The following is a 24494-nucleotide window of genomic DNA, read 5'->3' on the forward strand; positions in this document are numbered from 1 at the left end:
CTTATTCCTCCCAAAAGAATATATAAATTATACGTTTGTCAGCAATGAAAATCACACTTTTTTTCAAAAAATTTTAAAAAAATTTTTTCGAAGAACAAATCAGGCTATTTCGTCGAATAATCTCGATTTTTTAAGTACGATTTTATTTGTCATTTTCTGCACCAGATGTTACACTTCACATGAGGTGAGCTTATGCAAAATAGTAATATTTTAAATAAAAAACAGGACGAATTTCATTTGATACTTTCCAGATTTTCTCATGAGATCCGTAATCCTATAGCATTGATCGGAAGTGAGCTTCAGCTGATCGAAGATACACATCCGGAAGTTTCTGCATACGATTACTGGAATGACATCACTGCAAATCTGGAATATACAAAGGAACTCCTGAATAATCTTTCGGATTATAATAATGCTTATAAACTTTCACCGAAAAAAACAGAGCTTTTCCCGTATCTGAAAGCAATCATTTCCAGTATACATCCCACCTATGAATATCTTGGGATCTCACTGGCGGAACAAATTTCACCTGCTCTTCCGGCACTATATATTGACCGGATCAAACTGAAACAGGCACTTTTGAATCTGTTCCGAAATGCAGCAGAAGCTGTCCCTGCTTCAGACGGAAAAGTAAAATTCTGTGCATTTTCTTCCGAAAAGGCAGTCCATATTTCCATAACCGACAATGGCTGCGGCATACCGGAAGATCAGCTGGAACAGATTTTTACCCCCTTTGTAACCTTTAAGAAAAATGGAACGGGGCTTGGTCTTTCGATCACCAGCCAGATCATTCAGGCACATGGCGGAAAAATTTATGCTGAGAATGAACCGGATTCCGGTGCCTCCTTCCACATGCTTCTTCCAGAAGATTTCCGTGGATGATAAAGGAGTGCTGCCAGTATAAATCCGCAGACCATTCCGCCAACGTGCGCAGCATTATCAACACCTGTGCTTGTAAATCCAAAATACAGGGAAAAACCTGCCATGATCATCATCTGCCTTACGGAAAGATCCTGGATTTTCCCACGATGCCGGATCACTACATAGATCATAGCACCCATTACTGCAAATATGGCACCTGATGCACCGGCGGATACTGCATATTCTGATTTCTTCATCTCCATTGCAATGGAAAAAATATTCCCTCCAAGGCCTCCAAGGAGATAGATCAGAACAAACTTGAGCTTACCAACTACCGGTTCCAGCCGTTGGCCCAGAACAAAAAGGACCAGCATATTATTTGCAATATGGTAAATTCCAAAATGGAGAAACATACAGGTAAACAATCTGTATACCTCACCATTTTCAAGGATCAGTGGCGGATAAGCCGCTCCGCATTCTATCATGTGAACCGTATTCTCTGATCCGCCAGTAAAATCTACAACAAGAAATATCAGTATATTCAGAAGTATAAAAAGAACCGTCATGGGTTCTTTTTTTATTTCTTCCACTCAACCACCTCAATATATTAATACCGCCAGAAAACGGCATGTCTGTTTTGTTTTAAACTTTCTGATAATAGCGTAAGTATAGCACAATTTCTCTGATACCTCAATATTATTTCAAAAATACATATCTGGCCTGAGCAAAATCCACCTCGTCCTGGTCCTGAAGACAGTATTCCTCATCTCCCTTTAACATCTTTCCATTTACGGAAGTACCATTGCGGGAATTAAGATCTGTAAGGTAATACTCCCCTTCTCGCTTTCGGATTTTTGCATGGATTCTGCTTACAGTAGGAAGATCGACTACCGCATCTGCTGCTGTCTCCATTTTTCCAATTACCGTCAACTCCTCCTGTAAATAAATGGTAGCCAGTTCCCCAGGCTCCCTGCTCACAAGAGTCGCCGGTCCATTGACAATATTTGCAGATAATACCACTGTTTCACCGCAATTCTTTTGTAATATTGACATTTTTCTTTTCTCATCTGGTTTTTCTGCTTTATTTTCCTTTATTTCTTTACTTTTTTTCTCAGATATCCCGTTCTCAATTTCCATGCTAAAATTTTCTTTTCCACTTGAAGCAGGCTCTGGTATATTTGTTCCTGCATTCCCTTGATTTTCCTCTGCAGCCTCTTCTTTTTTCTTTCTAAGAGACAGGAGCCAGCTGCACAGCATTCCAATTCCCATAAAAGCTATAATCACTCCCAGAATTACTGCTACCGATACCCTGGGAAGATATCCAAAAGTCTCCGCTGCCACAACCAGAAGGGAAAGCAGCGCAGCTACTGCACACCATATTATAATTCCGTGTCTGGTGCTGCCAGAAGCTTTCGCTCTTTTTGCCTCTTCTTCATCCTGCCACATAAGCGTTTCTATATTTTCTTCCCTTTGCAGTCCTGCTTTCTCATCTCCCTCCGTATAAATGGCCTCAGCTTTACTATCCTGCTGCTGATTCATTCCATAATACCCCTTTGTTACCTGTATATCGGATGAACGCTCTGTCCTTTCAATCTCATTTCTTTCCTGATATAGTTCTTTTTTTATATACTCAAGATGGAAACTATCTTCCAACGCTCTTCGATAAATTCCATATCCAAGCATTACTGCTCTTTGATTTTCATGATCCAATATGGGAAGAATGTATTCCGTCAGCTCCTGAAATTTCTGGCGGACATCCTGATCATAACCAGGAAGATAGCAGAAATACAGCTGTCTTTTTTCAATATCCACATACATATATTCCGGTTTCAGTAGCAGGCAGCAGGGGTTCAAAAGATACTCCGACATTTCCTCCATAACCTGTACGAAACCTCCGAGGATCATCTGCAGATCTTCATATCCCATCTTTTTCTCTTCATACAAAGATAACAGGGACTGTTTCGAGGTTATGTCATAGCACACCATAAACTGGCCATCAACACCCTGTATCCTGCATTTCAAGATCGATGGAATCGTATTTCCCACTAACATTCTCATCTGATAGGATGAGGTATCTGGCTCTTCCTTCTCATATAGCACCAAATAATTTCCATTTATATCTCTTTTATATTCTGATTTCATTTTTTCCCCTTTAATTTTTTATGGCATCTGCAGCACCTTTTATTTTTCGGATCCAGGATACCGGTTTGATCACTTTTACCTTTCCCTGAACCTGCAAATGACTATTAAATCCTCCATAAACAGAAAACATGTCAAGATCATAAATGACTTGAACCTGTTTCCCTTCACTTGCCTGCAATTTCAGATTTTTGCTTCCGAAAAATCCTGTGTTTCCAAGCTCTTTTCCCTTTTTCAGGGCTTTGTCCCTGCTTTTTCCTTCGGGTCTTAACGGTTCCATGGCTCCGTCAAGAGCAGCCTCATATGCAGCCGCTGTAAGCCATGCACGATTATGTATGTAAAAAAACAAGTACAAAGTTACCATCAGCACCAATAAGATCACAGGCATTAAAAGTGCAGCCTCCATGGTCATGCTTCCCCTTTTCGCAACCTTTTTCAATAGATCAATCCTCCAATATATCCAAGCAAAAGAAATGGAACAAAAGGTACCTCTTTCTTTTTTCTGTTTCCGGGTAAAAACAGTAAAGTGATTCCCCAGAAGCTACAGCACAAAAGCCCCAGTAAAAAAGAGGTTAAAAGTTCTCCAAAGGACAAAACCGTTCCAAGTGCCAGCAGCAAAAATCCATCTCCCATTCCCACCGCGCCTTTTGAAAATATACTGAGCAGGATCACAGCCCCTCCGACACTTGCTGTAGCAATCCATTCTATACTGACAGATCCACAAAAACAGGCTCTCACAAATCCAGCAATTCCAAATATCCAGATTGTCAAAAGAGAAACTTCTCTGGTTTCTATATCTTTCCAGCTGTTAATTCCAAGGAAAGTAAGAATACATAATTGCTCCATATTTTTCACCTCAAACACTTTCTTTTCTTGCTGCGCAGATATTTGTTTTCCGCTAAAGATCTATATTTTCTTATCAGCCACATCGCTTACATGCATGCAGATTTCCCACATCAGACTCTTTCACCAATCTCACAGACCTTTTCAACCCGCTGCAGCTCTTGCTGTTGTGATATCGGTTCCCTGATTTTGTAATATACACTGTATTTCCAGGCTTTTGCCCTCTGCTACAGCTTTCACAGGCATGATATTTCTCTCCGCAGTCATTTCGCAGGGAAGAAATATCTGTTCCTGCAGCCTTAGAAACAGACAGATTCAGATGACTGCAGTTCAGCTTCTTATGATAAACAGAACCAGAAACCGTAACGTATACCATTTTCTCGGTGGTACCAGCGCTTCCGCTTCCTCCATTTCCCCTGTCCGCCCCTGTCCAGGCATGTACTTTCACGGTATTGTGCATCCAGATTGCCGGAAGTGGTATAAGCCCGCTGATGGGTTTATACTTGTATAGATCAGGCAGCGTAATGTCTTCCACCTCACTTCCGCCTGCAGCGTAAGCATACATTCCAGCGGTTTTTGCATTCTGGCAAAGTTTGCTTAAATGCTCTGTCTGAACCATGTAAACATCCATAAAGGAAATCATGGATAGCATTCCAAAGAAAAACAAGGGCAGCGCAAAAGCAGCTTCTATTGTCAAGCTGGCTTTTTTCAGTTTTTTTCCTATCTTTCTCCAAAAGGTGCACAAAGACACTTTGCCGAAAAGGGTTCCGCCATAAACCGGGGATGTTCCGGCGGACTGATTCCCCAGAGAACTATTCCTTCTTGTTCTTCTTTTTTCAAAATATATATCTTTTTTCAGTCTTCTTTTGATCAATATTTTCATCACCTCTCCGGAAAAGCATCTTTCTGCACCTTTTGTGCCTACAGCAGCAATCATTTGTTTTTTCGCCATACCAGCTTCAAATATAGTGATACTCACGAGCTACTGTATAAGTTTTCTTTCCATTTGCCTTCACATCCACAGAGGCCTCCAGTGCGGTAATACAGTGATCCAGCTGAAATTCCTCCCAGTTTTCAGTCTCACGGAAGGAACTTTCGATCATATCCATACCCCCTTCGATTTTCTGTGCCTTAGATGAGGTAAGCAAAAAAATCTGCAAATAGTCTTCATAGGACAATCCCTTTTCATCATTTTGCCGGTCTGTATCCAGCTTATCTACAAGTGCCGGCATTCCCTGCAAGGACAACTGCCAGTTTGATGCATTTTTCGTAAGCGGTACTTTTCCACCAGCAAACAATTCTCTTACGTCCAGAATACTTTCTGCAAATGCCCAGCACAGGATCAAAGCCCCTTCGATCACAACTGCGGCAGGCGGAATGAGAAAGCTTGCTGCTATAGCAGCCGCCAATGCCTGCACCTGCGCCATCATAAGAGAATCCGACATTATGTATGCAGCATTGATGCCTTCCCTTACCAGCAATAATTTTTTCGCAATGGATTTCAGATTTGCTTTATCACTGTTATTTCTGCCTATAATGTACTCAATCTGATAACTTAATCCTCCTTTTCCAGGCTCCATATAATTTCCCAGTTTTTCCACCAGATATTGCTGATATAAAACCTGTGAAATAAGGGTACCATCGGTTTTTACCGTATCCTCCATTGCAAGCCCCGTTTCCAGTTTTCGCCCCGATACCAATTCCTTTTTCTTTACTTTTTTATTAGAAACCTCTGCTCCTGCTGGAAGTACAAGATCCAGGATTCCCATCCATCTGATTCTTCGGATTGCCGGAATTGGGTTTTCTACTTTAACAGGAGGGGTTTCTTCTGTAGCAGAGGGCAGCATTTTACCATCTGTAAATCCACTCTGCTCCTGCTGTTCTTCCTGTTTTTTCTTTTCTTCCAGCAAAGCCTGACTTTTCTGCTGGGCAGAATCCATCTCACTTTCATAATTTTCAATGGTTCCTTTACTTTCTATTTCATTTCCCCTTTTCTCTGCAGCTATTGTCTTTTTCTGCATGTTACGAATTTTGTTTAAAAGGAGTTTTGCCCCATGGCTACCAAGAGTTTCTTTCATATACTGGACTGACTGCTGATAGAAAACCTCGCCATCTGAATCTGTCATTAGCAGATAACCGGATATCCCGCCTTGCTGTACTGACAATTTCTGACTATTTTGCTTCATCACAGGCTTCATATAAGATTCCAGATTATCGTACACAGAAGCCAGATCCAATTCCTTTCCCCCACAAGATCCATCAACCGCAAATAGATCAAAGTCCTTTAAAAGGGACTTATTATATTGTCCAAACAATGAGTACAGTCCAATATCCATTCCATTTAGTATCTGTGTTCTGGCCGCAGCCATTCTTGCTGACTCGAGTCCTGAGCTCAGAAGGGACAAAATAAGTCCAAGGATCAACGCCAGAAAAACTGTAATACTTCCTCTTTTTACCATGGAGCACCTCTCCTTTTTGATTCTGTTCGCTATTTTGGATTTCGTTAAATAGAGTTACTTTGTTTTGTGATCTTTGACAGAATATTCTTTACAAGACTGGTTAACTGGTCTTTGAAAATCATGACCAGGCCAATAAGAACTACAAGGATCAGAATGATTTCCACAACACCTACTGCATCTTCCTCCTGCAGAAATTCCCTTGTAAGTCTGCGCAACTCTCTCATACCTTTCACCTCCCTCTGCCTGATAAATTTCTGCGGACATCCTCTGGTACTTTTATCCTGCCAGAGCATCCCCTCAGATTGGATTTATCCATAAAAGGACAGACAGGCTGGCAGCATAACGATTGCCATTACCACCCCAAGCATAAGCATCATTGGCACCAGCAGCTTTGTAGTTGCTGCTTCTCCAAGGACTTTTGCTTTTCTTTTCCTGTCATCCCAGGCTTCCACAGATTCTTTTTCCAGCATTTCTCCCATATGGCGGCTGCCCTTCTGAAGATTCTGGATCAAAAGTGTGGCGAATGTTTTATATTTCACATGTCCGCACCGCTCTCCGAAGCGCCTGTACGCCTCCATCTCGGAAATTCCACTTTCCATTTCATAACAGGCTGTGACGATTTCCTCATATGCGATACGCTTTTCCTTCTTTCTTTTATAATCTGCTGCCATCTTACGAAAGGCATTTCGAACTGTCATACCGGCCTGAACCAACAGGGTAAACTTCATGAGCAGCCCCGGATAGTCCATCATCAGCTCTTCATATCTTTTCGCTCTGGCTTTCTGTTCCTCCCTGGCAGTTATAACAATCACCGCCAGAGCCGCTGCAATGGCCATAGCCGCCAGAAGGTTACCGGTGTTGTCATAGGGTGTTTTCCATTCCAGCTGTTTGCCATCCCAGTTGTCTGGAAGATAATAATAATCTGGATCTTCCAGTTCGCTGTTATAGCTTTCCACATATTTCAAAAGCTGCTGCTCTCTTTTCTCATCTGTGGTCAGCTCCTCCGGTTCCCCGGATTCTTTCTCTTCCAGTTCTTTTTCCGGAATCTGTATGTATACGCTGCCTGTTTCTTCTCCTTCCATGGATACCATAAATTTTTCTTCATAGGGGTCTTCCTCCTTTTTCAGTTCATAACCGTCCTTCAATAGCTGACCGCCGCCCTTGGTATAGGTAAGAAGCATTCCAATCGTATTTCCAGCCAAAACAACCACAAGAAATAATTTTCTTCCCTTTACAGTACCAATCTGCCCCACCTGGATCCAGCCCAGAATGCTCCCTGCGGTCAGGACTAAAACTATAACAAAAATGACAATATGGAGCCACATCCACTACACCTCGATTTCTACAATTCTTTTGCCCATCCAATATGCCGTTCCATACACTGCAAGGCAGACTGTCATGGCACAGATTCCAAATGGATTTCCATAAAGCATGTCCAGAAATCCCGGAGAGGTCAGCTGAAGATACAGAATGATCCCCACTGGCATAATGCTCATGATCATTTGCTCTGACTTTTTCGCCGCTAGTGTAGCTTCGATTTCCTTTTTTACATCAATCTTATCTCCTAACATTCTTGCAACCTTCTGGATCACATTTCCAAGATCACCACCGCTTCTTTTGGCTATATATAAAATAGATGCAAAATTCTCGATATCCTCGATCTGGCATCTTTTTCCCAGGTCCAGGAACAATTCTTCCACAGGTACACTTACTTTCTGCTGGGTTTCTATGTAGCGAAATTCCATTACAATATCTTCGTTTTTCGTATACAGCTGTTCCAGATCCCGTACACAGGCTGAAACGGCATTTTCCACAGAATAGCCAGCCTGAATTGCCACACTCATAGAATTCAAGGCATCCCGGAACTGATAATTAAGACGACGTTTCCGTTCTCTGATCAGCTGCTTCTTTTTCCATTTTAGGTAAAACACCGAAAACGGCAGCATAGCCACAAGAACCCATGGTGTTTTATAAAAAAGATAATCCACTACACAACATAATGCAGCACATTCTGCCACATATCTGACAATCTCCTTTGCAGAATAATGATATATCTCATAATCCGGATTCTTTCCGTTCATAGCTTTACCCCCGCACGTTCCAGTTTTTCTCTATGCATAAGAGGTGCGGCCTGCACCAGTCCTTTTTCCTCCTGCCACTGGTATAATGGCTGTATTTTTATCTCATCATCTTCGTATCCACATACTTCTGAAACCTCCAGAAGCTTTCTGGATTTATCACGCATACGGCCAAGATGGATCAAAATATCTACTCCGGAAGCAATCTGTCTTCGAACCGCTGCAAGAGGCAGCTCCAGTTCGGCCATCAAAGTCATAATCTCCAATCTGGCCAACATATCGCGACAGCTGTTTGCATGTGCAGTTCCAAGGCTTCCTTCATGCCCTGTATTCAGTGCCTTTATATGGACTCCCTATGTTCCCATCATGCAGAAATACAATATCTGTACTTAATATACACTGTATATAACGTTATTATCTTGCCATTCCACAGTTGCAAAAAGAAAAGAGCGCCTTTCACAGCCCTCTTTCATATCGACTTTCTCATTCATTTGTCATACTCAACAGTTTTGCAACCAATGTCTCTAAACTTTTTCCCAAAAATGGGACAAAATCTGGTATTGCACCAAATGCCATCCCAATTATTATCATTCTACCACATTCTCTTGCAGATTCCAATGCAAATCCATAACTCAAAACACCTGTCAGAATAAATATAATTGATAAAAAGTAAAGCAAAATATTTCCCAATATCATCGGAATTTTTAATAACCAGTGAATCAATGTCATTACTGCAAGAATTAAATATAAAAACACTTTTATTATGTACTTAACCAACATTTTTAATCCCTCCCTTTTTTATCTTTCCGGACAGCAAGAATCTTGCCATCCGGACTTCCATTTTTTTGCTATCCGGACTTCCACTTTTTTGCTATCCGGGCTGCAAAATTCTTGCTATCCAATACAGTTCATTATCCTTTCGTGTATATCATTTCCGTCAAAATCATCTCTTCTGCATCATGACAAAGGGTATTCATCCTCCTTGTCCATTCCATGTTGTCTTGCCTTTTTAATTCCTCTGTAATTCCTTCTTTCTCCATCATCTGTTTTACTAATTGTTCTTCTCTATCCCTTGCTTCTGCATCAATCTGATTCAAATGCTCGACAAGTTTTCCTTGTAACAACAATATTTGATATTTTGCCTTTCTGTGTTCCTGTAAATAGCTTTTACGAAGCATCCCATATTTCCCATAAGTTGGTTCGATATCTGTAAGTGCCAATTCTGGCAAATAATAATCACCACATAACATATAAGTAAGTCCATTTTTCTCATCATAAATTTCGTTCTGCATAAAATATTCTCCTTTTCTTCCTATAATTGGTCGTACATCTTCAACAGTGTTCCCTTTTTCATTTGACTATATTTCACCTGTAATTCTTCATATTTTTTCTGAAGACTTTCATATTCGTTTTTCGGAACACTATCGGATAATTTCTGTTCTAAACTCTTAATCCGTGCTTCCTGTGCTTTTGCAATAGCATCACTTTTAGGATTTCGCAATATCATTCCCTGTTGTTTTTCCTTCAATTCCATCATGACCTGTTTCACATTCGGATTATTATAGAAAAAACCTCTGGAAAGTCCTGTTAGTTTTGTAAGTTCAGCAACTGAAATTTTTATATTTTTTCTATACATTGTTTCAATAGCTGTTATTGCTGTTTCCGTCATTTCCGCACTTTTTTCTTTTGCCAGTGCTACCATTTTATCGTGTTTCTGCATTTTCCTTTTCCCTCCTGTATTGTGCTAATAATTCATTCATTTCATCTCGTACAGCCTTTGTGTCCTCCGCTAATGCTTCGTTTCTTAACCGCCGATAATGTGGTATGGTTCGTGTATCCTTATGCCCCAACAGCCTTGCAATGCTATCATCATCTAATTTCATTTCTGTAAGTTTTACTCCAAAAGTATGTCTAAAACGATGTGTACGAAACTCAAAATAATTTCCATTATCATCCCTGATATCATTTTCATAAATCATGATATTTACATGATATTTCAGCATTGAATCTGTATACAATTTTCCATTATCTTGAAGAAAAATATATTCTGAATCTGGATGCTCCTTTTCTGAAACTTCTATTGCTTTTCTAATCAATTCTGCCAGCTGATCGCTAACTGGTCTTTTGTATTTCCTTGTTTTCTGCTGGATAATAGTTATAAAATAATGTCCAGATTTCTCAGATAAGCAATCCCTTCGCAAAGTCAACGTATCCTCTATTCTTGTACCGAGCATCTGATGTATTATTAAACATCTGCCTAACTGGGGCTTTAATTTTGTTAATGCACAATTAAATCTTCTGATTTCTGCATCTGAATACGCTTCTGGTAAAGCGTTGTCATATGCTCTGCAATCACTGGATAGAAAAAGGTTGCATATATTTCCTATTTCCAGTTCACGCCCTATTTCATCCAACAGATTATCCAAAACCGACAGCTCTGTCGTGTAACTGACTGATGTAAGACCGGTATCCGTTTTTATATAAACCAGATAATCTTCTATCATATCCCTGCTAATTTCTGTAAAGTGCTTTACTTCTGGAAATCGATCATACATGAAACTAGCAAACCGACGGAATCCACGCAATTCACCTTTTATACTACCCATTGCTTTTGTCTGGCAGTGGCTATACAATATTTTCTTTATTATCTCTTTAAATTCTTTCTGCCTGATCTCACGAAAATCTAATCTATATCTTCCACGAATCGGATTACTCCTTGGCACAATATCCAACTTTCTCATATCCCATACATCTTTTTCGTTTTCTGGAATACCTGCTGTTTTACACTTCACAACATACTCATAATACATTTTCAGAAAAGAAACCTGAGCGCTACTTTGTTGCTCAACATTCCGCCTATCTGGTCTATTTCTTCTAACATACAGCGCCAATCCTTTTTTATATAAAAATGCTTTATAACTTCTCTCCAGTTCTTCCCATTTTTTATCAGTGATGCTGCTACAACTTGTACACTTCTCATTCAGAAATTCTTTCAACAGATCAAATCTGTAAATATCATTTACTACTGTTGATAATGACAAACGTCTACATCTATCATCGATATACCCATAAATCTCATCCTGCATCTTTTCATTATGAATCTCTGATATGTAGTACACCCTGTTTTCCTTCCATTTCAGTCCTGCCAACTGTTTTTCTGTAGCTTGTTGATAACAGTCATACGAAATCAAATTAATATTACCTTTCATCATCTTCTGCTCCTTTCAATTTAAATGACTGATTTTTAGAGAAATATTTATCTTCAGCCGATACAATACGTTCCGGCATGAAATCAATGTACTGTTTTGTCATATTCTCACTTGAATGTCCTAGATAATCTCGTACCCCTTGTATAGAAACCCCATTTCCGTACATTGAAGTTGCAAGGTTATGTCTGTAATCGTGTGCTCTAAAGATATAATCTCCGCAGGCAATCCCACGAGCCTTACACTCCCGAATCATCTGATTTGAAAATGTCTGTCCATTAAATGCACCACCCTTTTTATTTTTGAATAAATACTCCCCATTTTTTATTCCGTACTTTTTTTCATAATCATTCACCAGTCCAACCAATAAACTGGGAACAGGAATGACTTTTTCTCTCCGCATTTTGCTTTGATATATGCGCATCCAATTCTCATTGCCTTGTGAATAAAAGGCTCCCGATTTTATTGTACAAACCTCGCTTTTCCTAATTCCTGTGCAAAACAAAATCAAATACATCAACTGTAAATGCTCTGGGAATGCCGGCAGCTCCTTAATTAGATGAGCAATTGTTTTTTCTGGAACACTTCTTTCATTGTGTTCCGAAAAACCTTTTTTTAAAAATCGTTCCGGATAAAACTTCAACACTTCAATATTTTTCATTTTCAAAAACTGTAGAAATGTATGCATATGTGTGATATATCGGTTAAAAGTGGAATACTTAATATCGGACTCATCCAAAACAGACACATAATCCGCTATATCTTGCATCTCCAGTTCAGTTACTTTCTTACTCTGTCCATCCAGATATTTTAAAAATTGTGAAATAAAACTTATTGTATTTCGGATATTTGATAAAGACAGATCAGATATCCCGACCAAATATTTTGCGTATAATTGTAAATACCAACGATTTTCTTTTTCGTAAATATTAATAAACGAAAGGCTTTTAACAGGTGAACTGGCATTGATTCTCGATTTATCAAACTGAAACCTATCCATATACCAGATACACGCTCGCCAATTTGTCTCTGAATCTGTTAGAAATAACGTTCTTCTCGCAAACTCAACAATCTTAGAAGCCTGTTTTTTTATAATTTCCGACTCCTTGTTTAAATACAGATAAAATCTGTTTTCGTCTGCCTGTTCCATTTCTTCAATATCATCTATTCCGTACTTATCGCAAAACCGTATAAGTGCTTTTAATGGTTCTAAAAAATATCTTCGATGTCTTTGTACCTTATCCATATTCAGAATTTCACACAGCAATATTTTTGTCTGTCGCACCAACTGTGATGAATGTATCCTCGTTAAGTCCCATAACAAATCATTCTTATCGACCACCTGACGAAAAGATTGTGCTTTCTTCTTATTGGGGACATACAGCAAAAACAATTTGTCTTGCTTAAAAAACTCCTGTTCTACAAAGAAGGGATTTCCTTGTGAATAGACATCCGGCATATTTTCTATTTTTAAACGATCAAATAAGCTCATTAATTCCGCTTTATATTTTTCTGAAATATCCTCTTTTTCAAGAGAATCCATATACATTTTTCTCGTTTCATAGTTAATATCTGCAGTACACTGTATATCTGTATACTGGAAAAATTTGTATAACCGGTTATAGTATTTTGCTTCTCCATTCGTAACTAAAGATATTTCTTCCTTTAATTTCTCGGATATTTTTTCCTGATATAACTTAGGAACAATTTTTAATATTGCCAAGGTAATCCCTCCTTCCTTTTACAGAAAATCTGCAATTTGGTATAAATCTTCATTATTTGAGTAGTATTGATCTGTCGCTTCTATCAATCGTTCATTATTTTCACCCAAGTATTTAATGGTAGTTTCAACTTTCTTATGCCCCAGGGCAAAACGAATGTCATTCAAATCCCATCCTTCTTTTCTTCTTTCCTCCGCAAAATAGTGTCGGAGCTGATGCGGATGGGAATTGATATCCGTTTTTTTGGATAGCCTTTTCAACATGCTATACACAGAATCCGCATCTAATGGCTCTCCTTTGTTTTTTCCAGTCAATTTTGTAAATAGATACTCCGAGTTCATCAGACTTTTTCGATTATCAGAAATGTACTTAACCAAGAACTCAAAAGTTGTATTACTTAACAAAGCCATTCTATATTCTGCATTTTTTGCTCTTGCCAAGTTGGTATTGGATTCACGATACCTTACCCGAACCGTCCTTCTTTTAAAATCAATATCTTCGGTATAATGGATTCCCAGAATTTCCCCTAATCTAAGACCGGTTTCTGCCATCATTGCTATCAGCAATCGATCTCTATCATTCGAACAGGCATTTATCAGCTCCTGTATTTCTTCGGATGTTATTTCTTCCAGATTAGGTTCTTCTTCTTTGAAGAAACCTTTAAACGAATTCACTGCATTTTGATGATTTACTCCCATACTGTCAAAATACGATACTTTTTTTACTCGTAAGACTTTAAGCATTGGCAAAACATCTTCCAGTGCCAAAAACTGGTAGTATCTGAAGACTGCACCAAGATACATATTGCAGGTCTTATTACTCGTCTGTGTATTATGCTCAGTATGCTTTCCACTCTTAACCCAATACAAGAAATCGATAAAATGTTTATTCTGCTCTGAATAGGATAACAATGTAATCTCATCCAATCCTATCGTTTGCTCCTGCAGATAATTGTAATAATATGAAAGTGCGAAGGCGGCGGATTTTACAGTATTCGGAGAAGCATTAATCTGATCCAGATGCTTCAAATACTTTGATGGAAGGATTTCAATTTCTTCAATATCAGAAGTAATCAAAAAACGTGGTCTATTATCTTTCAAAACCGAAACAACCCTATATTTCAATCCACAGCCCTCCTTCCTTTCTTTTTGATTTGTTTGACTTCTTTGACTTCTTGATTTACATTATACACAAAGATATCAAAATGTCAATTACGTTTTTGACTTCTTTGACTTTTAAAGGAATATCAATAAAGCATTTTTTGATTTCTTTATGTTTTAAATTGATTTTTAGGGATATAATTGATAAGATAAAATACAAGAAGTCAATTTATACAAAGTCAAAGAAGTCAAGAGGAGATTTGAATGAACGAATTTATATCAAATTCAGGCACACTAATAAATCCTGACAGCGTTTACGATCAGGAAAGATTCATCAATATACTTCAAATCATTTTACAGAAAAAAACACAAAAAGAATTATCTGAACAAACAGGCTTAAATAATGCAACCATTTCACGAATGCTCAACGGTGCCCGATCTGGAAGACCATATAAAAGCACTATTGATAAAATTGCAAAAGCCATTGATGATCCAGAACTTATCCAAGAATTATATGATGCAACGGGATATTCTTCTAAGAAAATACGGGAACGGAAAAAGATAATTGCAGACAATGGATTTTCTCTGGATCTCTCTACTGTTCAGGTGCATGAAAAATTTTTTTCTACCTTAATGCGTGGACTTTCCATGATGACAAGTCTGCATAAAGTTGAATGGACAATAAAATCCGGAACACCCAGATCATACGATTATTTAATTGAATTAAAAGAGGGAAATATAGATTATTGGTACATTAGATATGTAGATAGAATTATTTCTGATGAAGAAAGAAAAAAAGCCTTAACTGCCATTTATGGAGAATTTGCAAAATTGAAATTGGGCGGAAAAATCAAAGTTTCTTGCGCCACTCCTTCTTACGAAGATTATGATTATTTTGTTACAATTCCGCCATATCAATTAAATACAAATGCTTCAATTATACATTTTGATTCTGAACTCGAAAGATTTGCAGACGAAACCTTTTTAGAGACAGCTTTACCACTTAAAGAAAATATTCCTGTTAAGGATTTTTGTAATCTTACCGAACCACTGATACTATAACTTTTTGATTTTATCACAGAGAGAGTTACTTATGGCTCTCTCTTTTTTTTGCACTTCCTCCTCCCACGTTCCAACTCATTATGGCTAATCATTTTTCTAAAGTAAGTATCGCCTAGAGTAACTCAAAATTCCATTTCTGGATTATGATTCTCTGACAAACTTGATGGAGATTACGATTCCCCATACCCTCAATATCACAAAATATCAAATTTTGCTATTAGCTCATAATAAATTTTCGCAGCTATCTGTTTTTGCACTCATAGTTATCAAAAGCTTTTTATAACCATCTGCTTCTACCAGTAACAAAATGTCAATAGTTTTTGAATCACTTTTTCAAAAAAGGCAAAAAATAGAACGTATAGATTATTTCCATACGCTCTATCTCACATTTCATATTAAATTTTTGAATTCTACAAACAGGAAATTAGCTATTTCGTTGCAACAATACTTATCCAATGATTTTTTGTATTTGAATACATTTTTATCTCTGTAAAACCTGCTTCTTTCAAAGCAGCAATGAGTTGATCAGAGGTGTAAATCTTCATACCATCAATCAACTTTGTCCATTTTTCATCTGCGGCATTCGTTCCGTCAGATTCGTTACAAATCAGGAATGTCCCTCCGTTTTTCAGAACCCGATTTACCTCAAAAAAACATTTTTCCAATCCAGGCCAGAAGTAAACTGTCTCGAAAGCAGATACATAATCAAAAACCGCATCAGGAAAAGGGATAGCAGATACATCACCTTGAACCACGCAACATTTCCCTTGTTTAATGGCGGTGGCGTTCAGTTTTTGAGATTCTGCCACGCTGACCTCCGAATAATCCATTCCTGTCACATGTCCATTTCCGCATTTGCCCAACCAGGCTACAATATTTGCACCGCCTCCGCAACCAACATCCAGTACCGTAGCGTCCGGATTCACTGAGATATTTGAGAATCCCCATTGTGATAACTTGGCGTGACCGATGTTCATCATCTTCGTCATCAATTTTCCGCCGAAGCCTTGTGGCTTACGAGTATTTTCAAAGAAGTTCATTGCATTATTCCTCCTCTTTAAATTCCGATTTGTTACTCACATGATATCATATTTTTTCTTCAATTACATCCACCTAATTTTAATACACTGCCTGTCGACTTGCTTCTGTAACCAGCATCCGGTTAATCTTCTCCTGCATTGTTTCCTTTGCATTTTCATTGAAATGATAACGGACAACATAGACTGTCTGCCCGATTTTCTTTGTAAATGTGTTACCCTCTGTTTTTGTATTCATCATTTTTTCCATAATCATTTTTCCTTTCTTTTGGAGCCCCAGCAGAGAGTCATTCCATTGGTCTCTGTCAGAACATTATTCTTTAAATCAGGCCCAAAATGGGCACTTCCAGTTTCACAGGCTACCTATATATAGCCTTTTCATTTTTGCTTGCAAAAAGCCTTGTGATCACAGCACTTTTTTAACGTAAAAAGCGTTTTAATATGATGCAGCCAACGACAAGAAGCATATCTAACAAATATCATTGTCTATCACTTCTGTTTTCTCTGCCGATATCTCTCTGGTTAATCCCTAATAATCTTCCCTGCCAGACAAGACGATAAGTACAGCGTTTGCTTCTATCGTGTTTCCAAATACTTTCTTCCATCATCCGATGGTTCTTCATCAAGTTCCAGTCCGTGACGTTTACAGATATCTAAAAACATTGTCCGGCAGGCAGAATCGGCTGCAGATTCAAAATTTTATTATTCAAAAATAAATAAAAATGGATTCCACCAAAATACCCATCACCAAAAATGTACTGGACACTTCTATTCATTATATTTGCACCAACAACTTGAAGTTATCTTCCTGCTTACGACTTTCCAACAACATAAACTCCAAATATCATTTTGATAATATAAAGATACTTCTTTCTTACCCCAGAGCAAGATCCACCTGTGTTTAACAATATTGTCTTTCATCACAATATTCTCTTATCAGGTTTTCATCTTGCTGGGGATTCCCCAAACCCATTTTTCTATTTATGCCGAGGTCTCAGTATACACTAGAGCAAGATCCACCCCGGTAATACCATATCGCTATTTTAGCAATATGATATTTTCCGGACGTAGGATTCTTGCTGAGGATTGTGCTCCCCAGTTCCTCACATTCAGCATAAATATATAATTGGTTCCTCGAATTTCTTCGGTCACAGCACAGGGAGAAAAAATAGGCTAAACAGCCCTATATCCCTGTGAAATCACCATGTGATTATAAAAACAGCAAGGACAGGAAGTGTGGATACACTTCCGCAAAATTGCCAATTTCGGAGCCATATCCAAAATTGAAAAATACATAAAAATCAAAAATCCGAAACCCTACTCGATATCCAAATTTATAATTTTTACAGATTACCAAAAAAACCAATATGAAAATTTTACAAATTTTGTAACACATGTAAAATTCACATATTGGTTTTCATTCAGCTTTTATGGATTGGGAATATTCTATATTTTCCAAATATTCTGTGCATTAGCTAAGAGCCATTCTGCACGATTTTCTATTTCATGTTCGTTCCAATCATTTTTTTGAAGTACGTCATGTAATGTATAAAGTCCGCTCGCACACAAAAGTAAGCCTGGTTTATTTTGTCCCTTCCCCGCCTTTTTTACATTCCATGCAGCATCACGTATAGATGCATTTAAAGCTTGCGGAATAATCGCCAAATTCCCCAATGTCAATAATAGAGAATCTCTCTTTTTTGCATCATCTTCTGTCGCACAAGCTCCCCAATTATTTCTCCATTTCTTTGGCATTAAATGTTCCAAACTATAATTGTTAAATCCAAGCAATGCTGTAGAACTATTGTCTGAACGAATTTTACTTTCTAGCAAATAAATAATTCCTTTCGATTGCAGATTAACCAGTTTTGATGTTTCAAAGCCAATTTTCATTTCATTATCATCTGGACAATATGTAGTTGCATCACCAATTCCTTTTAAACGTAAAGTTAAAGTCTGCGAATCCAGCACTTTATTCAAAATCAATGAAGTGAATAAATTATTGTAACTTTTAGTAGATGCATGTACCACAACTCTTCTCATTATATAACTTTCCAAAATTCCATACATTTTATTTAGCTCGTTTTTGTCCTGCACGTTTTTTGCAATATATAAAATATATGGTATCATCGTTGTATTCTTTAATCCAAAAATCACAACATTTATACGTTCAATACCTTCTTCCTTCGGTATACTCATTCCACATTGATTTGGGTTCAAATTATTTCTGAAACACTCTGCATATTCTTTCATCTGATCTAGCACAATATTTTTATTGCCACCACAATACTTATTGATGAAATGCTGATAAGACTGAGCAAGCCTGTCTACCCTAGAATACATAAGTTTGTCTTCATTAGAAATATTATACTGCTTATCCTGAATAAATAATTGAAAATAGGAATCAAAGAATATGTCAATAATTGCTCTCTTTATTCGTCCTGTCTCAATTTCCCTATCCCAATATACTTTAGTCTCATCATTTTTTTCAAATACATCTGCCCATTTTCTTTCATATTCGCCAACAGTCTCTCGATTGAAAAAATAATTTTTTAATAATTCAGATGTAGTTAGATTTACGCCCAAGGAATTAATTGTATCAAAAATTTGCTGTTCATCTTCATCCGCATCCAAATCAATACGAACAAATTGTGTATTTACAAATATTGTCATAATGTCCAGCTTACTTTCGTCAATATGTTCCACAAAATAATTAAATGCTCCAATTATTCTGGACACCGGCTCTGGATTATCAATTATTTCCGCTTTGCTCAATGACATTACTTTTTCAAAAGCCTGTATGTCGTTCCTTCCATGTCTAAGCGCAATCATTTGACCCATGATTCTAAATTGGCAATCAAACAACGCAGTCTGTCCTAATTTTAAGCAAAGCACTTTCATAAATATCAAAAAAGTTGTTAATCGTTGCTGACCATCAACTATTGTTCTGCAATCCGCAAAGTTTTCTCCCAATTTAGGCTTTCGACCTTCTTTCAGAATAATAGAACCCAAGAAATGTGGTTTTTTTGTCTTTACTACAAACTCCATATCTTCAAGAAGTCGTCCCCAAAGGTCTTCTTTCCACACATATGATCTCTGAAAAAAAGGAACTTCCACCAACGTAGAATTGTTAAAAATATTGGTAATTAACGCTTTATGTGCATCCATCTTTCTTCGTTGCTCCTTACTTATCTTTGCATTTTTTGATATAGCTTCATCAATTCTGCAACACACTCTTCTTCTGTCATTTTTATGCCAAAACCATAGGCTGCCATAACTGCCTTATCATTTGCGATATGTGCTTTTCGCAATTCCGGTGGCATAGTCAGTTCATCATAAAGATCTGCAAGGCTGCTGTCCGGATATAATGCTCTGGCATCAAGGATTGCCTGTGCAGTCTGTTCGATTTTTTGCCGTTGTGGGACGGTAGGCTCCGGCCATGGGAAGTTATTATAAACAATATCTTTAGAATAACGATAATCACTTTTTAATCGCCCACAAACGACACGCACCCATGCCATATGAACATTAGATGTAAGCACGCCAAAATGATAAAGTGTTGCATCTGGAATTATTTTCACAAGATTACTGCAAAAAATATTAGGTGTAAAAAATCCCATTGGAATGTATCTTCTTCGTTGTGATGATACTTCAGGAATTACAATATAATTCTCCTTTGGCATATTTTCCACATGAAACCTTGTTGGTCTTTCTGCCAATTTAACAGTTCCAGCGCTTGTACTTTGCAGCCGATATTCTTTTACTGCCCTTATTCTTTCCATACACATTGGAAGTTTTCTTAATTCTGCTGGGCTACACTCACCCAACCAAAGACAATATCTCGGTGACCTGTTAATAAATTCCTTTGAGCCATACCAAGGGCGAAAGTATTTTTTTGCTTCAGGTTCTTTTTTTATAAAATCCTCCATTTCATCTTTTTCAAAAAGATAATAGCCACCGTCAATCGGCTTATTTCCGATTCCTATGTCTGGAATATTACAGATAGGTTTGTTTCTGCTCTCAACATATACATTCGCTGCATCTAACAGGTATCCATTGATGTTTTTTGCAATTTGATATCGTTCATCTGTAAATATCTTTTTGGGTTTATCATAAGGCGCAATACTAAATCCAATAATCACACAATGCACATGGGCCTTTATCTTTGCTTCACTATCCCATTGAAATGTTCGATATGCAAAGTCAATATGCACGCCATTTTCCAATAGTGGTTTCCACAAATTAGCAACACTTTCTCCTTGGGAAACAGAATTTGTCGAAACCAATGCAGCTCGTATTGATGTATTCTTCATAAAATCTGCACATTTCTTATACCAGCAGCAAACGTAATCCATATTTCCAACATTTTTCCAGCCTTGAAAAATTTCTTTCACATCATCTTTCTGTTCAGAACTCATTACTCTAGCACCAACAAACGGAGGATTTCCCATAATATATGATACCTGATATTTCGGTACAACGCTCTCCCAGTCAATCTGTAAAGAATTGCCTTCCACAATAAATGCATTAGTTGTCAATGGCAGAAAATCCAGATTCATGTGAACAATGTCTTCTGTCTCTTTCATCATCTGTGATTCTGCAATCCACAATGCAGTCTTGGCAACTGTGACAGCAAAATCATTTATTTCGATTCCATAAAACTGATTAATAGAAACATGAATCGGAGAAGATTCATCGAAGCCAAAAGTAATCTGTCCTCTCTGCAATTCTTTTATGACTTCATTCTCCAATCGTCGGATACTGATATATGTCTCTGTAAGGAAATTTCCACTTCCCGCTGCCGGATCAAGCCACCGAAGATTTGATAACTTTGTCTGGAAGTCTCTCAGCTTTTTATCTTTTGTTCTCTGAACCGTTATCTGCTGAATTTCTTTCAGTTCATTTTTCAGATCATCCAGAAACAGTGGATCAATGACTTTATGAATATTTTCGATAGATGTATAATGCATTCCTCCAGAACGTCTGGTCTCAGGATTTAATGTAGATTCAAATACGGCTCCAAATATAGTTGGAGAAATATCACTCCAATCAAAATCTTCTGACGCTTTTGTAAGAAGTAATTCTTTAATTTCCTCTGTAAAAGGTGGTATCTCAATAGTTTCATCAGCAAATAACCCGCCATTTACATATGGAAACTGAGCAAGATCTTCCTCCAAATACTCGTCCCGATCTGATATCGGCGTATCCAATACTTTAAATAATTCTATTAATGCTCTTCGACAATCCCTTACTTCATATGTTTCCAAATAATCATGAAACATATTTCTCTTACCCAAAATTCCAGCATCTTCAGCATATAAGCAAAAGACAATCCGTACACATAAAGCATTCAGGCTCTTTAATTTATGCTCTCTTTTTTCTTTCTGTTCGGACGTTTCATCTTTTTCTTTAATATCCGGTATACGATATTGTTTTAAAAACGCATCATAAATAAGCCCAACAATATCTCCTGCTTTTATTGATACTTCCATTTCATGCGATATTGTCTTTACTTCTTTTTTTACCAAGAAATCCAACAATGGATATTTGCTTTGTAATTCATCTAAAGCAATCTTTGTCGGTTCTGGCTGTTTCTGGTTCATATCATAAATCCAAATTTCCGCAAAATTTGACGTAACAATCCACCGAGCTCTTTCATCAAAAGTCAGCTTTCCATTATATCTGTCTGCCTGTTCAAATGGAGTAAGATCAACATCTCCTGAATTCCTGATTTTCTGATCCAATGCTTTTCCAAGACTCTTCTGTTCAATAATTACTCGTGTTTCAGGAATATATACATCAATACGTTTTGTATTTCCATCAATTACAACTTTCTTTTCAAAGTTCAAACGTTCTGTCACATTATCCATTCCCAAAACGTTCGTCAATAAATCAATCCAATAAGAACGTCCATCTTCATCTTCTTTCCCTTTTCCCATCCATCGGTTTACAAATTGACGGGCAGCCTCTCTTTGTTCTGCATCTGTCATGCTTTTTTCCTCCTAAATAATCGTGCATTCACAAATCTTTCTCCGACTATTTTTACATATCATATCCACAGTATATCATAAAATTATTACAGAACAGCATTCATATATCATTATTTGTATTGTGTCTGCACACAAGGAACTTCTACCGCCAAATCATAATAATATTGATACATGATCATGTTATCTTTTGCTTCTATATACACTCTCTGCGCTTCTTTCATCAAGTTATTCCAAATATCTTTCCATTCACTAGGAGCTGAATCTAAAAACCACATATTATTAAATGACATTTCTATCGTCCCCCATAAATCATCTTCTTTACGCTCAGTTTTTATATTCATCTGCATATTTCGTGCAATTTCCAATGCATCTTTTTGTAAAAAAGTGAACTTCACTACTTTTTGAGGATCTGGAACTTTCTTAAAACGACGCATATGAGCTTCTGCCTTTTTAATAATTGTTTCCAATTGTTCATCATGCCATTTTTTATCCTCTAGTATCTCTTCTTCTGACATTTGCGCTTTTTCTTCATTAATTTCTCTTTGCATTTCTTCCAATTCACGCTGTGCAATATCATAATATTTCTTTTCAATCACCATAATCTCCCAACTCCATAAAAAAAGAAACAGTCAACATTTTCGTTACAACTGTTTCCTTTATTTTTGAAGTCCCCGGAGCATTTGTATCACTACATTCTGTTCTTTTTCATCAAGATTATTCCAAATATTCAGAACCTCTTGTTGTGATTCTGATAAGCTTACTGGAACATCCATTCCGGCAAAGAATTGTGCCATTGTTACTCCCAGTGCATCACATATCTTTTCTACAGTAGGCATGGTTGGTAAACTTTCTTTAGCAATAATTTTTCCAATCGAAGATTGAGATATACCAGTCAATTGTGACAGCCGATATTTACTCATATCACGTTTTTTACATAAAGCTATAATATTGTCCGCAATATAATCCTCTGTACGCAAGTAAATACACCTCTTTCCGATAGTAGTTACCTTAATTGTAACTAGAAATCCGCAAAAATATTAGAGATGTATCTTACAAGTATTTACTAAGGGAAACAGTAGTATTAAAACAAAAAAAATAGAACTATATAAAGTTGTATTCCATTAATGTCAGCTTATTATCTAAATGCTCATATTCTCTTTGTACCTCTTCAATTTTATCATATAGTTTCAGCACTGTCGAACCCTTTATCATTTTATTTTCTTGGCACATCTGCCGGAATTTTTCTTTGTACTCCCGCAGTATTCTTCCTTTTTCCTCTAATTCCTCCAGTGTTTTAATTTCCTCTTTATCTGCCATGTATTTTCCTCTCAGACATAATTTTTAATACATAAATAATAACCTTTTTTTCGCTGTTGTTCAATTACAACTTATCGCCTTTTTCTCCCATCAATCGACAATCTTCTTTTTGCTATATACATATGATATACTTCTTTTCATGCAACCAATTACTATTGTATAGCTCACCATTTTTTCTATCTACAACACAAAAAAGTCAAGTTGTGATGGAAAGGAGGTGAGGACATGGAAATAAATTATGCACTTATAGGCAAACGTATAAGAGAAACCCGCAAACAACGAGGATTATCTGCCGAGGAGCTGGCTGAAATCGCTGATCTTTCTACTGTTTATATAAGCTATATAGAAAATGCCAAGCGTAAACCCAGTTTAGAATCTTTAATCAAAATTAGCAATGCCCTTGAAATTACTATTGATGAATTACTCTATGGAAACTTGTTATACAATCCTACGGAATATCAAACTGATATTGATTTATTAATGGCAGATTGTACCAGCACTGAAAAACGTTACATATTCGAGGTTCTTTCAGCCATAAAGAATATTTTACGAATCAATGATTGGCATCTATCCTCAAAACACAATTACGATGCTGATAACCCGAATGATTATTAAATCATTCAATAACAATCAAATATCTATTTCTACATAAACCATCCGTTAATCACTTAACGGATGGTT

At 37.2% G+C, this 24494-nt stretch carries 26 protein-coding genes; 3 read left to right on the forward strand and 23 right to left on the reverse strand.

The features are described from left to right. Positions 1-192: 192 nt before the first annotated feature. Positions 193-882: a sensor histidine kinase gene (locus tag LIQ05_RS05745; protein ID WP_226819344.1), complete on the forward strand. Its 690-nt coding sequence runs from the start codon at positions 193-195 to the stop codon at positions 880-882. Here the strand turns inward: LIQ05_RS05745 and LIQ05_RS05750 are convergent. The 16 genes from LIQ05_RS05750 to LIQ05_RS05825 all read right to left on the reverse strand — a co-directional run bounded on the left by LIQ05_RS05750 (position 813) and on the right by LIQ05_RS05825 (position 14431). Beyond that, entirely contained in the window at positions 813-1442 is a 630-nt protein-coding gene (locus tag LIQ05_RS05750; RefSeq protein WP_416385979.1) for a rhomboid family intramembrane serine protease, read from the reverse strand. The two genes, LIQ05_RS05745 and LIQ05_RS05750, sit on opposite strands and share 70 nt — an antisense overlap. Before the next feature lie 115 nt (positions 1443-1557). Further along, positions 1558-3003: a DUF6382 domain-containing protein gene (locus tag LIQ05_RS05755; protein WP_226819346.1), complete on the reverse strand. Its 1446-nt coding sequence runs from the start codon at positions 3001-3003 to the stop codon at positions 1558-1560. 10 nt (positions 3004-3013) lie between these two features. Further along, on the reverse strand, positions 3014-3439 hold the full coding sequence (locus LIQ05_RS05760) for a TadE family protein (protein ID WP_226819347.1): 426 nt from the start codon (positions 3437-3439) through the stop codon (positions 3014-3016). Further along, positions 3436-3846, reverse strand: coding sequence for a prepilin peptidase (locus LIQ05_RS05765; protein ID WP_226819349.1), 411 nt, complete (start codon positions 3844-3846; stop codon positions 3436-3438). The genes LIQ05_RS05760 and LIQ05_RS05765 overlap by 4 nt, the downstream gene beginning before the upstream one ends. Positions 3847-3919: 73 nt before the next feature. Then, positions 3920-4795: a TadE/TadG family type IV pilus assembly protein gene (locus tag LIQ05_RS05770; RefSeq protein ID WP_226819351.1), complete on the reverse strand. Its 876-nt coding sequence runs from the start codon at positions 4793-4795 to the stop codon at positions 3920-3922. A 7-nt stretch (positions 4796-4802) separates the two neighbouring features. After that, positions 4803-6302 (reverse strand): DUF5702 domain-containing protein, encoded by a 1500-nt coding sequence (locus LIQ05_RS05775; protein WP_226819353.1) that lies wholly within the window; start codon positions 6300-6302, stop codon positions 4803-4805. 44 nt (positions 6303-6346) lie between these two features. Continuing rightward, the gene (locus LIQ05_RS05780; protein ID WP_226819355.1) at positions 6347-6526 is read right to left on the reverse strand and encodes a Flp1 family type IVb pilin; all 180 of its coding nucleotides are present in this window, start codon (positions 6524-6526) and stop codon (positions 6347-6349) included. An 84-nt stretch (positions 6527-6610) separates the two neighbouring features. Beyond that, positions 6611-7627 (reverse strand): type II secretion system F family protein, encoded by a 1017-nt coding sequence (locus LIQ05_RS05785; RefSeq protein WP_226819357.1) that lies wholly within the window; start codon positions 7625-7627, stop codon positions 6611-6613. A 3-nt stretch (positions 7628-7630) separates the two neighbouring features. After that, a complete protein-coding gene (locus LIQ05_RS05790; protein WP_226819359.1) occupies positions 7631-8383 on the reverse strand; it encodes a type II secretion system F family protein in 753 nt (250 codons plus the stop codon). Next, positions 8380-8724 (reverse strand): ATPase, T2SS/T4P/T4SS family, encoded by a 345-nt coding sequence (locus LIQ05_RS05795; RefSeq protein ID WP_318289500.1) that lies wholly within the window; start codon positions 8722-8724, stop codon positions 8380-8382. Before LIQ05_RS05795 ends, LIQ05_RS05790 begins: the two co-directional genes overlap by 4 nt. 139 nt (positions 8725-8863) lie before the next feature. After that, positions 8864-9160: a hypothetical protein gene (locus LIQ05_RS05800; protein WP_055151996.1), complete on the reverse strand. Its 297-nt coding sequence runs from the start codon at positions 9158-9160 to the stop codon at positions 8864-8866. A 131-nt stretch (positions 9161-9291) separates the two neighbouring features. Next, positions 9292-9672: a TnpV protein gene (locus tag LIQ05_RS05805; RefSeq protein ID WP_055151993.1), complete on the reverse strand. Its 381-nt coding sequence runs from the start codon at positions 9670-9672 to the stop codon at positions 9292-9294. Positions 9673-9692: 20 nt separating this feature from the next. Beyond that, entirely contained in the window at positions 9693-10100 is a 408-nt protein-coding gene (locus LIQ05_RS05810) for a DUF6262 family protein (RefSeq protein ID WP_008374214.1), read from the reverse strand. After that, entirely contained in the window at positions 10084-11592 is a 1509-nt protein-coding gene (locus LIQ05_RS05815) for a tyrosine-type recombinase/integrase (RefSeq protein ID WP_226819361.1), read from the reverse strand. The genes LIQ05_RS05810 and LIQ05_RS05815 overlap by 17 nt, the downstream gene beginning before the upstream one ends. Continuing rightward, complete coding sequence (locus LIQ05_RS05820; protein WP_055196435.1) at positions 11579-13309, reverse strand: tyrosine-type recombinase/integrase; 1731 nt, start codon at positions 13307-13309, stop codon at positions 11579-11581. The genes LIQ05_RS05815 and LIQ05_RS05820 overlap by 14 nt, the downstream gene beginning before the upstream one ends. Before the next feature lie 18 nt (positions 13310-13327). Further along, positions 13328-14431, reverse strand: a complete 1104-nt coding sequence (locus LIQ05_RS05825) for a tyrosine-type recombinase/integrase (RefSeq protein WP_101884916.1) — start codon at positions 14429-14431, stop codon at positions 13328-13330. 240 nt (positions 14432-14671) lie between these two features. On the opposite strand from LIQ05_RS05825, the gene LIQ05_RS05830 reads away from it, so the two are divergent. After that, positions 14672-15469, forward strand: coding sequence for a helix-turn-helix domain-containing protein (locus LIQ05_RS05830; protein ID WP_055196437.1), 798 nt, complete (start codon positions 14672-14674; stop codon positions 15467-15469). A gap of 428 nt (positions 15470-15897) precedes the next feature. On the opposite strand, the gene LIQ05_RS05835 is transcribed toward LIQ05_RS05830, so the two are convergent. The 7 genes from LIQ05_RS05835 to LIQ05_RS05865 form a co-directional block, all read right to left on the reverse strand. Beyond that, entirely contained in the window at positions 15898-16509 is a 612-nt protein-coding gene (locus LIQ05_RS05835; protein WP_055196438.1) for a class I SAM-dependent methyltransferase, read from the reverse strand. A gap of 79 nt (positions 16510-16588) precedes the next feature. Then, the gene (locus LIQ05_RS05840) at positions 16589-16756 is read right to left on the reverse strand and encodes a transposon-encoded TnpW family protein (protein WP_015513594.1); all 168 of its coding nucleotides are present in this window, start codon (positions 16754-16756) and stop codon (positions 16589-16591) included. 1196 nt (positions 16757-17952) lie between these two features. Then, a complete protein-coding gene (locus LIQ05_RS05845; RefSeq protein WP_173715843.1) occupies positions 17953-19674 on the reverse strand; it encodes a DUF262 domain-containing protein in 1722 nt (573 codons plus the stop codon). Positions 19675-19694: 20 nt separating this feature from the next. Then, the gene (locus LIQ05_RS05850) at positions 19695-22496 is read right to left on the reverse strand and encodes a DNA methyltransferase (protein WP_101884911.1); all 2802 of its coding nucleotides are present in this window, start codon (positions 22494-22496) and stop codon (positions 19695-19697) included. A gap of 110 nt (positions 22497-22606) precedes the next feature. Beyond that, on the reverse strand, positions 22607-23095 hold the full coding sequence (locus tag LIQ05_RS05855; RefSeq protein ID WP_055297401.1) for a hypothetical protein: 489 nt from the start codon (positions 23093-23095) through the stop codon (positions 22607-22609). A 57-nt stretch (positions 23096-23152) separates the two neighbouring features. Next, entirely contained in the window at positions 23153-23473 is a 321-nt protein-coding gene (locus tag LIQ05_RS05860; protein WP_013976760.1) for a helix-turn-helix domain-containing protein, read from the reverse strand. A 124-nt stretch (positions 23474-23597) separates the two neighbouring features. After that, positions 23598-23813, reverse strand: coding sequence for a hypothetical protein (locus tag LIQ05_RS05865; protein ID WP_055057201.1), 216 nt, complete (start codon positions 23811-23813; stop codon positions 23598-23600). A gap of 225 nt (positions 23814-24038) precedes the next feature. Here LIQ05_RS05865 and LIQ05_RS05870 point away from each other — a divergent pair, with 225 nt between their 5' ends. Next, positions 24039-24428, forward strand: coding sequence for a helix-turn-helix domain-containing protein (locus LIQ05_RS05870; RefSeq protein ID WP_008374249.1), 390 nt, complete (start codon positions 24039-24041; stop codon positions 24426-24428). The last annotated feature ends 66 nt before the right edge of the window (positions 24429-24494 follow it).

The organism is Blautia glucerasea, assembly GCF_020537505.1.
Lineage (GTDB): Bacteria > Bacillota > Clostridia > Lachnospirales > Lachnospiraceae > Blautia_A.

Excerpts from the sequence above, each read along its gene's own strand:
- LIQ05_RS05745 (WP_226819344.1), top strand. The coding sequence starts at position 193 with ATGCAAAATAGTAATATTTTAAATAAAAAACAGGACGAATTTCATTTG.
- LIQ05_RS05755 (WP_226819346.1), bottom strand. The coding sequence starts at position 3,003 with ATGAAATCAGAATATAAAAGAGATATAAATGGAAATTATTTGGTGCTA.
- LIQ05_RS05765 (WP_226819349.1), bottom strand. The coding sequence starts at position 3,846 with ATGGAGCAATTATGTATTCTTACTTTCCTTGGAATTAACAGCTGGAAA.
- LIQ05_RS05770 (WP_226819351.1), bottom strand. The coding sequence starts at position 4,795 with ATGGCGAAAAAACAAATGATTGCTGCTGTAGGCACAAAAGGTGCAGAA.
- LIQ05_RS05775 (WP_226819353.1), bottom strand. The coding sequence starts at position 6,302 with ATGGTAAAAAGAGGAAGTATTACAGTTTTTCTGGCGTTGATCCTTGGA.
- LIQ05_RS05780 (WP_226819355.1), bottom strand. The coding sequence starts at position 6,526 with ATGAGAGAGTTGCGCAGACTTACAAGGGAATTTCTGCAGGAGGAAGAT.
- LIQ05_RS05785 (WP_226819357.1), bottom strand. The coding sequence starts at position 7,627 with ATGTGGCTCCATATTGTCATTTTTGTTATAGTTTTAGTCCTGACCGCA.
- LIQ05_RS05790 (WP_226819359.1), bottom strand. The coding sequence starts at position 8,383 with ATGAACGGAAAGAATCCGGATTATGAGATATATCATTATTCTGCAAAG.
- LIQ05_RS05800 (WP_055151996.1), bottom strand. The coding sequence starts at position 9,160 with ATGTTGGTTAAGTACATAATAAAAGTGTTTTTATATTTAATTCTTGCA.
- LIQ05_RS05805 (WP_055151993.1), bottom strand. The coding sequence starts at position 9,672 with ATGCAGAACGAAATTTATGATGAGAAAAATGGACTTACTTATATGTTA.
- LIQ05_RS05810 (WP_008374214.1), bottom strand. The coding sequence starts at position 10,100 with ATGCAGAAACACGATAAAATGGTAGCACTGGCAAAAGAAAAAAGTGCG.
- LIQ05_RS05815 (WP_226819361.1), bottom strand. The coding sequence starts at position 11,592 with ATGATGAAAGGTAATATTAATTTGATTTCGTATGACTGTTATCAACAA.
- LIQ05_RS05830 (WP_055196437.1), top strand. The coding sequence starts at position 14,672 with ATGAACGAATTTATATCAAATTCAGGCACACTAATAAATCCTGACAGC.
- LIQ05_RS05835 (WP_055196438.1), bottom strand. The coding sequence starts at position 16,509 with ATGAACTTCTTTGAAAATACTCGTAAGCCACAAGGCTTCGGCGGAAAA.
- LIQ05_RS05840 (WP_015513594.1), bottom strand. The coding sequence starts at position 16,756 with ATGGAAAAAATGATGAATACAAAAACAGAGGGTAACACATTTACAAAG.
- LIQ05_RS05845 (WP_173715843.1), bottom strand. The coding sequence starts at position 19,674 with ATGGATGCACATAAAGCGTTAATTACCAATATTTTTAACAATTCTACG.
- LIQ05_RS05850 (WP_101884911.1), bottom strand. The coding sequence starts at position 22,496 with ATGACAGATGCAGAACAAAGAGAGGCTGCCCGTCAATTTGTAAACCGA.
- LIQ05_RS05855 (WP_055297401.1), bottom strand. The coding sequence starts at position 23,095 with ATGGTGATTGAAAAGAAATATTATGATATTGCACAGCGTGAATTGGAA.
- LIQ05_RS05865 (WP_055057201.1), bottom strand. The coding sequence starts at position 23,813 with ATGGCAGATAAAGAGGAAATTAAAACACTGGAGGAATTAGAGGAAAAA.
- LIQ05_RS05870 (WP_008374249.1), top strand. The coding sequence starts at position 24,039 with ATGGAAATAAATTATGCACTTATAGGCAAACGTATAAGAGAAACCCGC.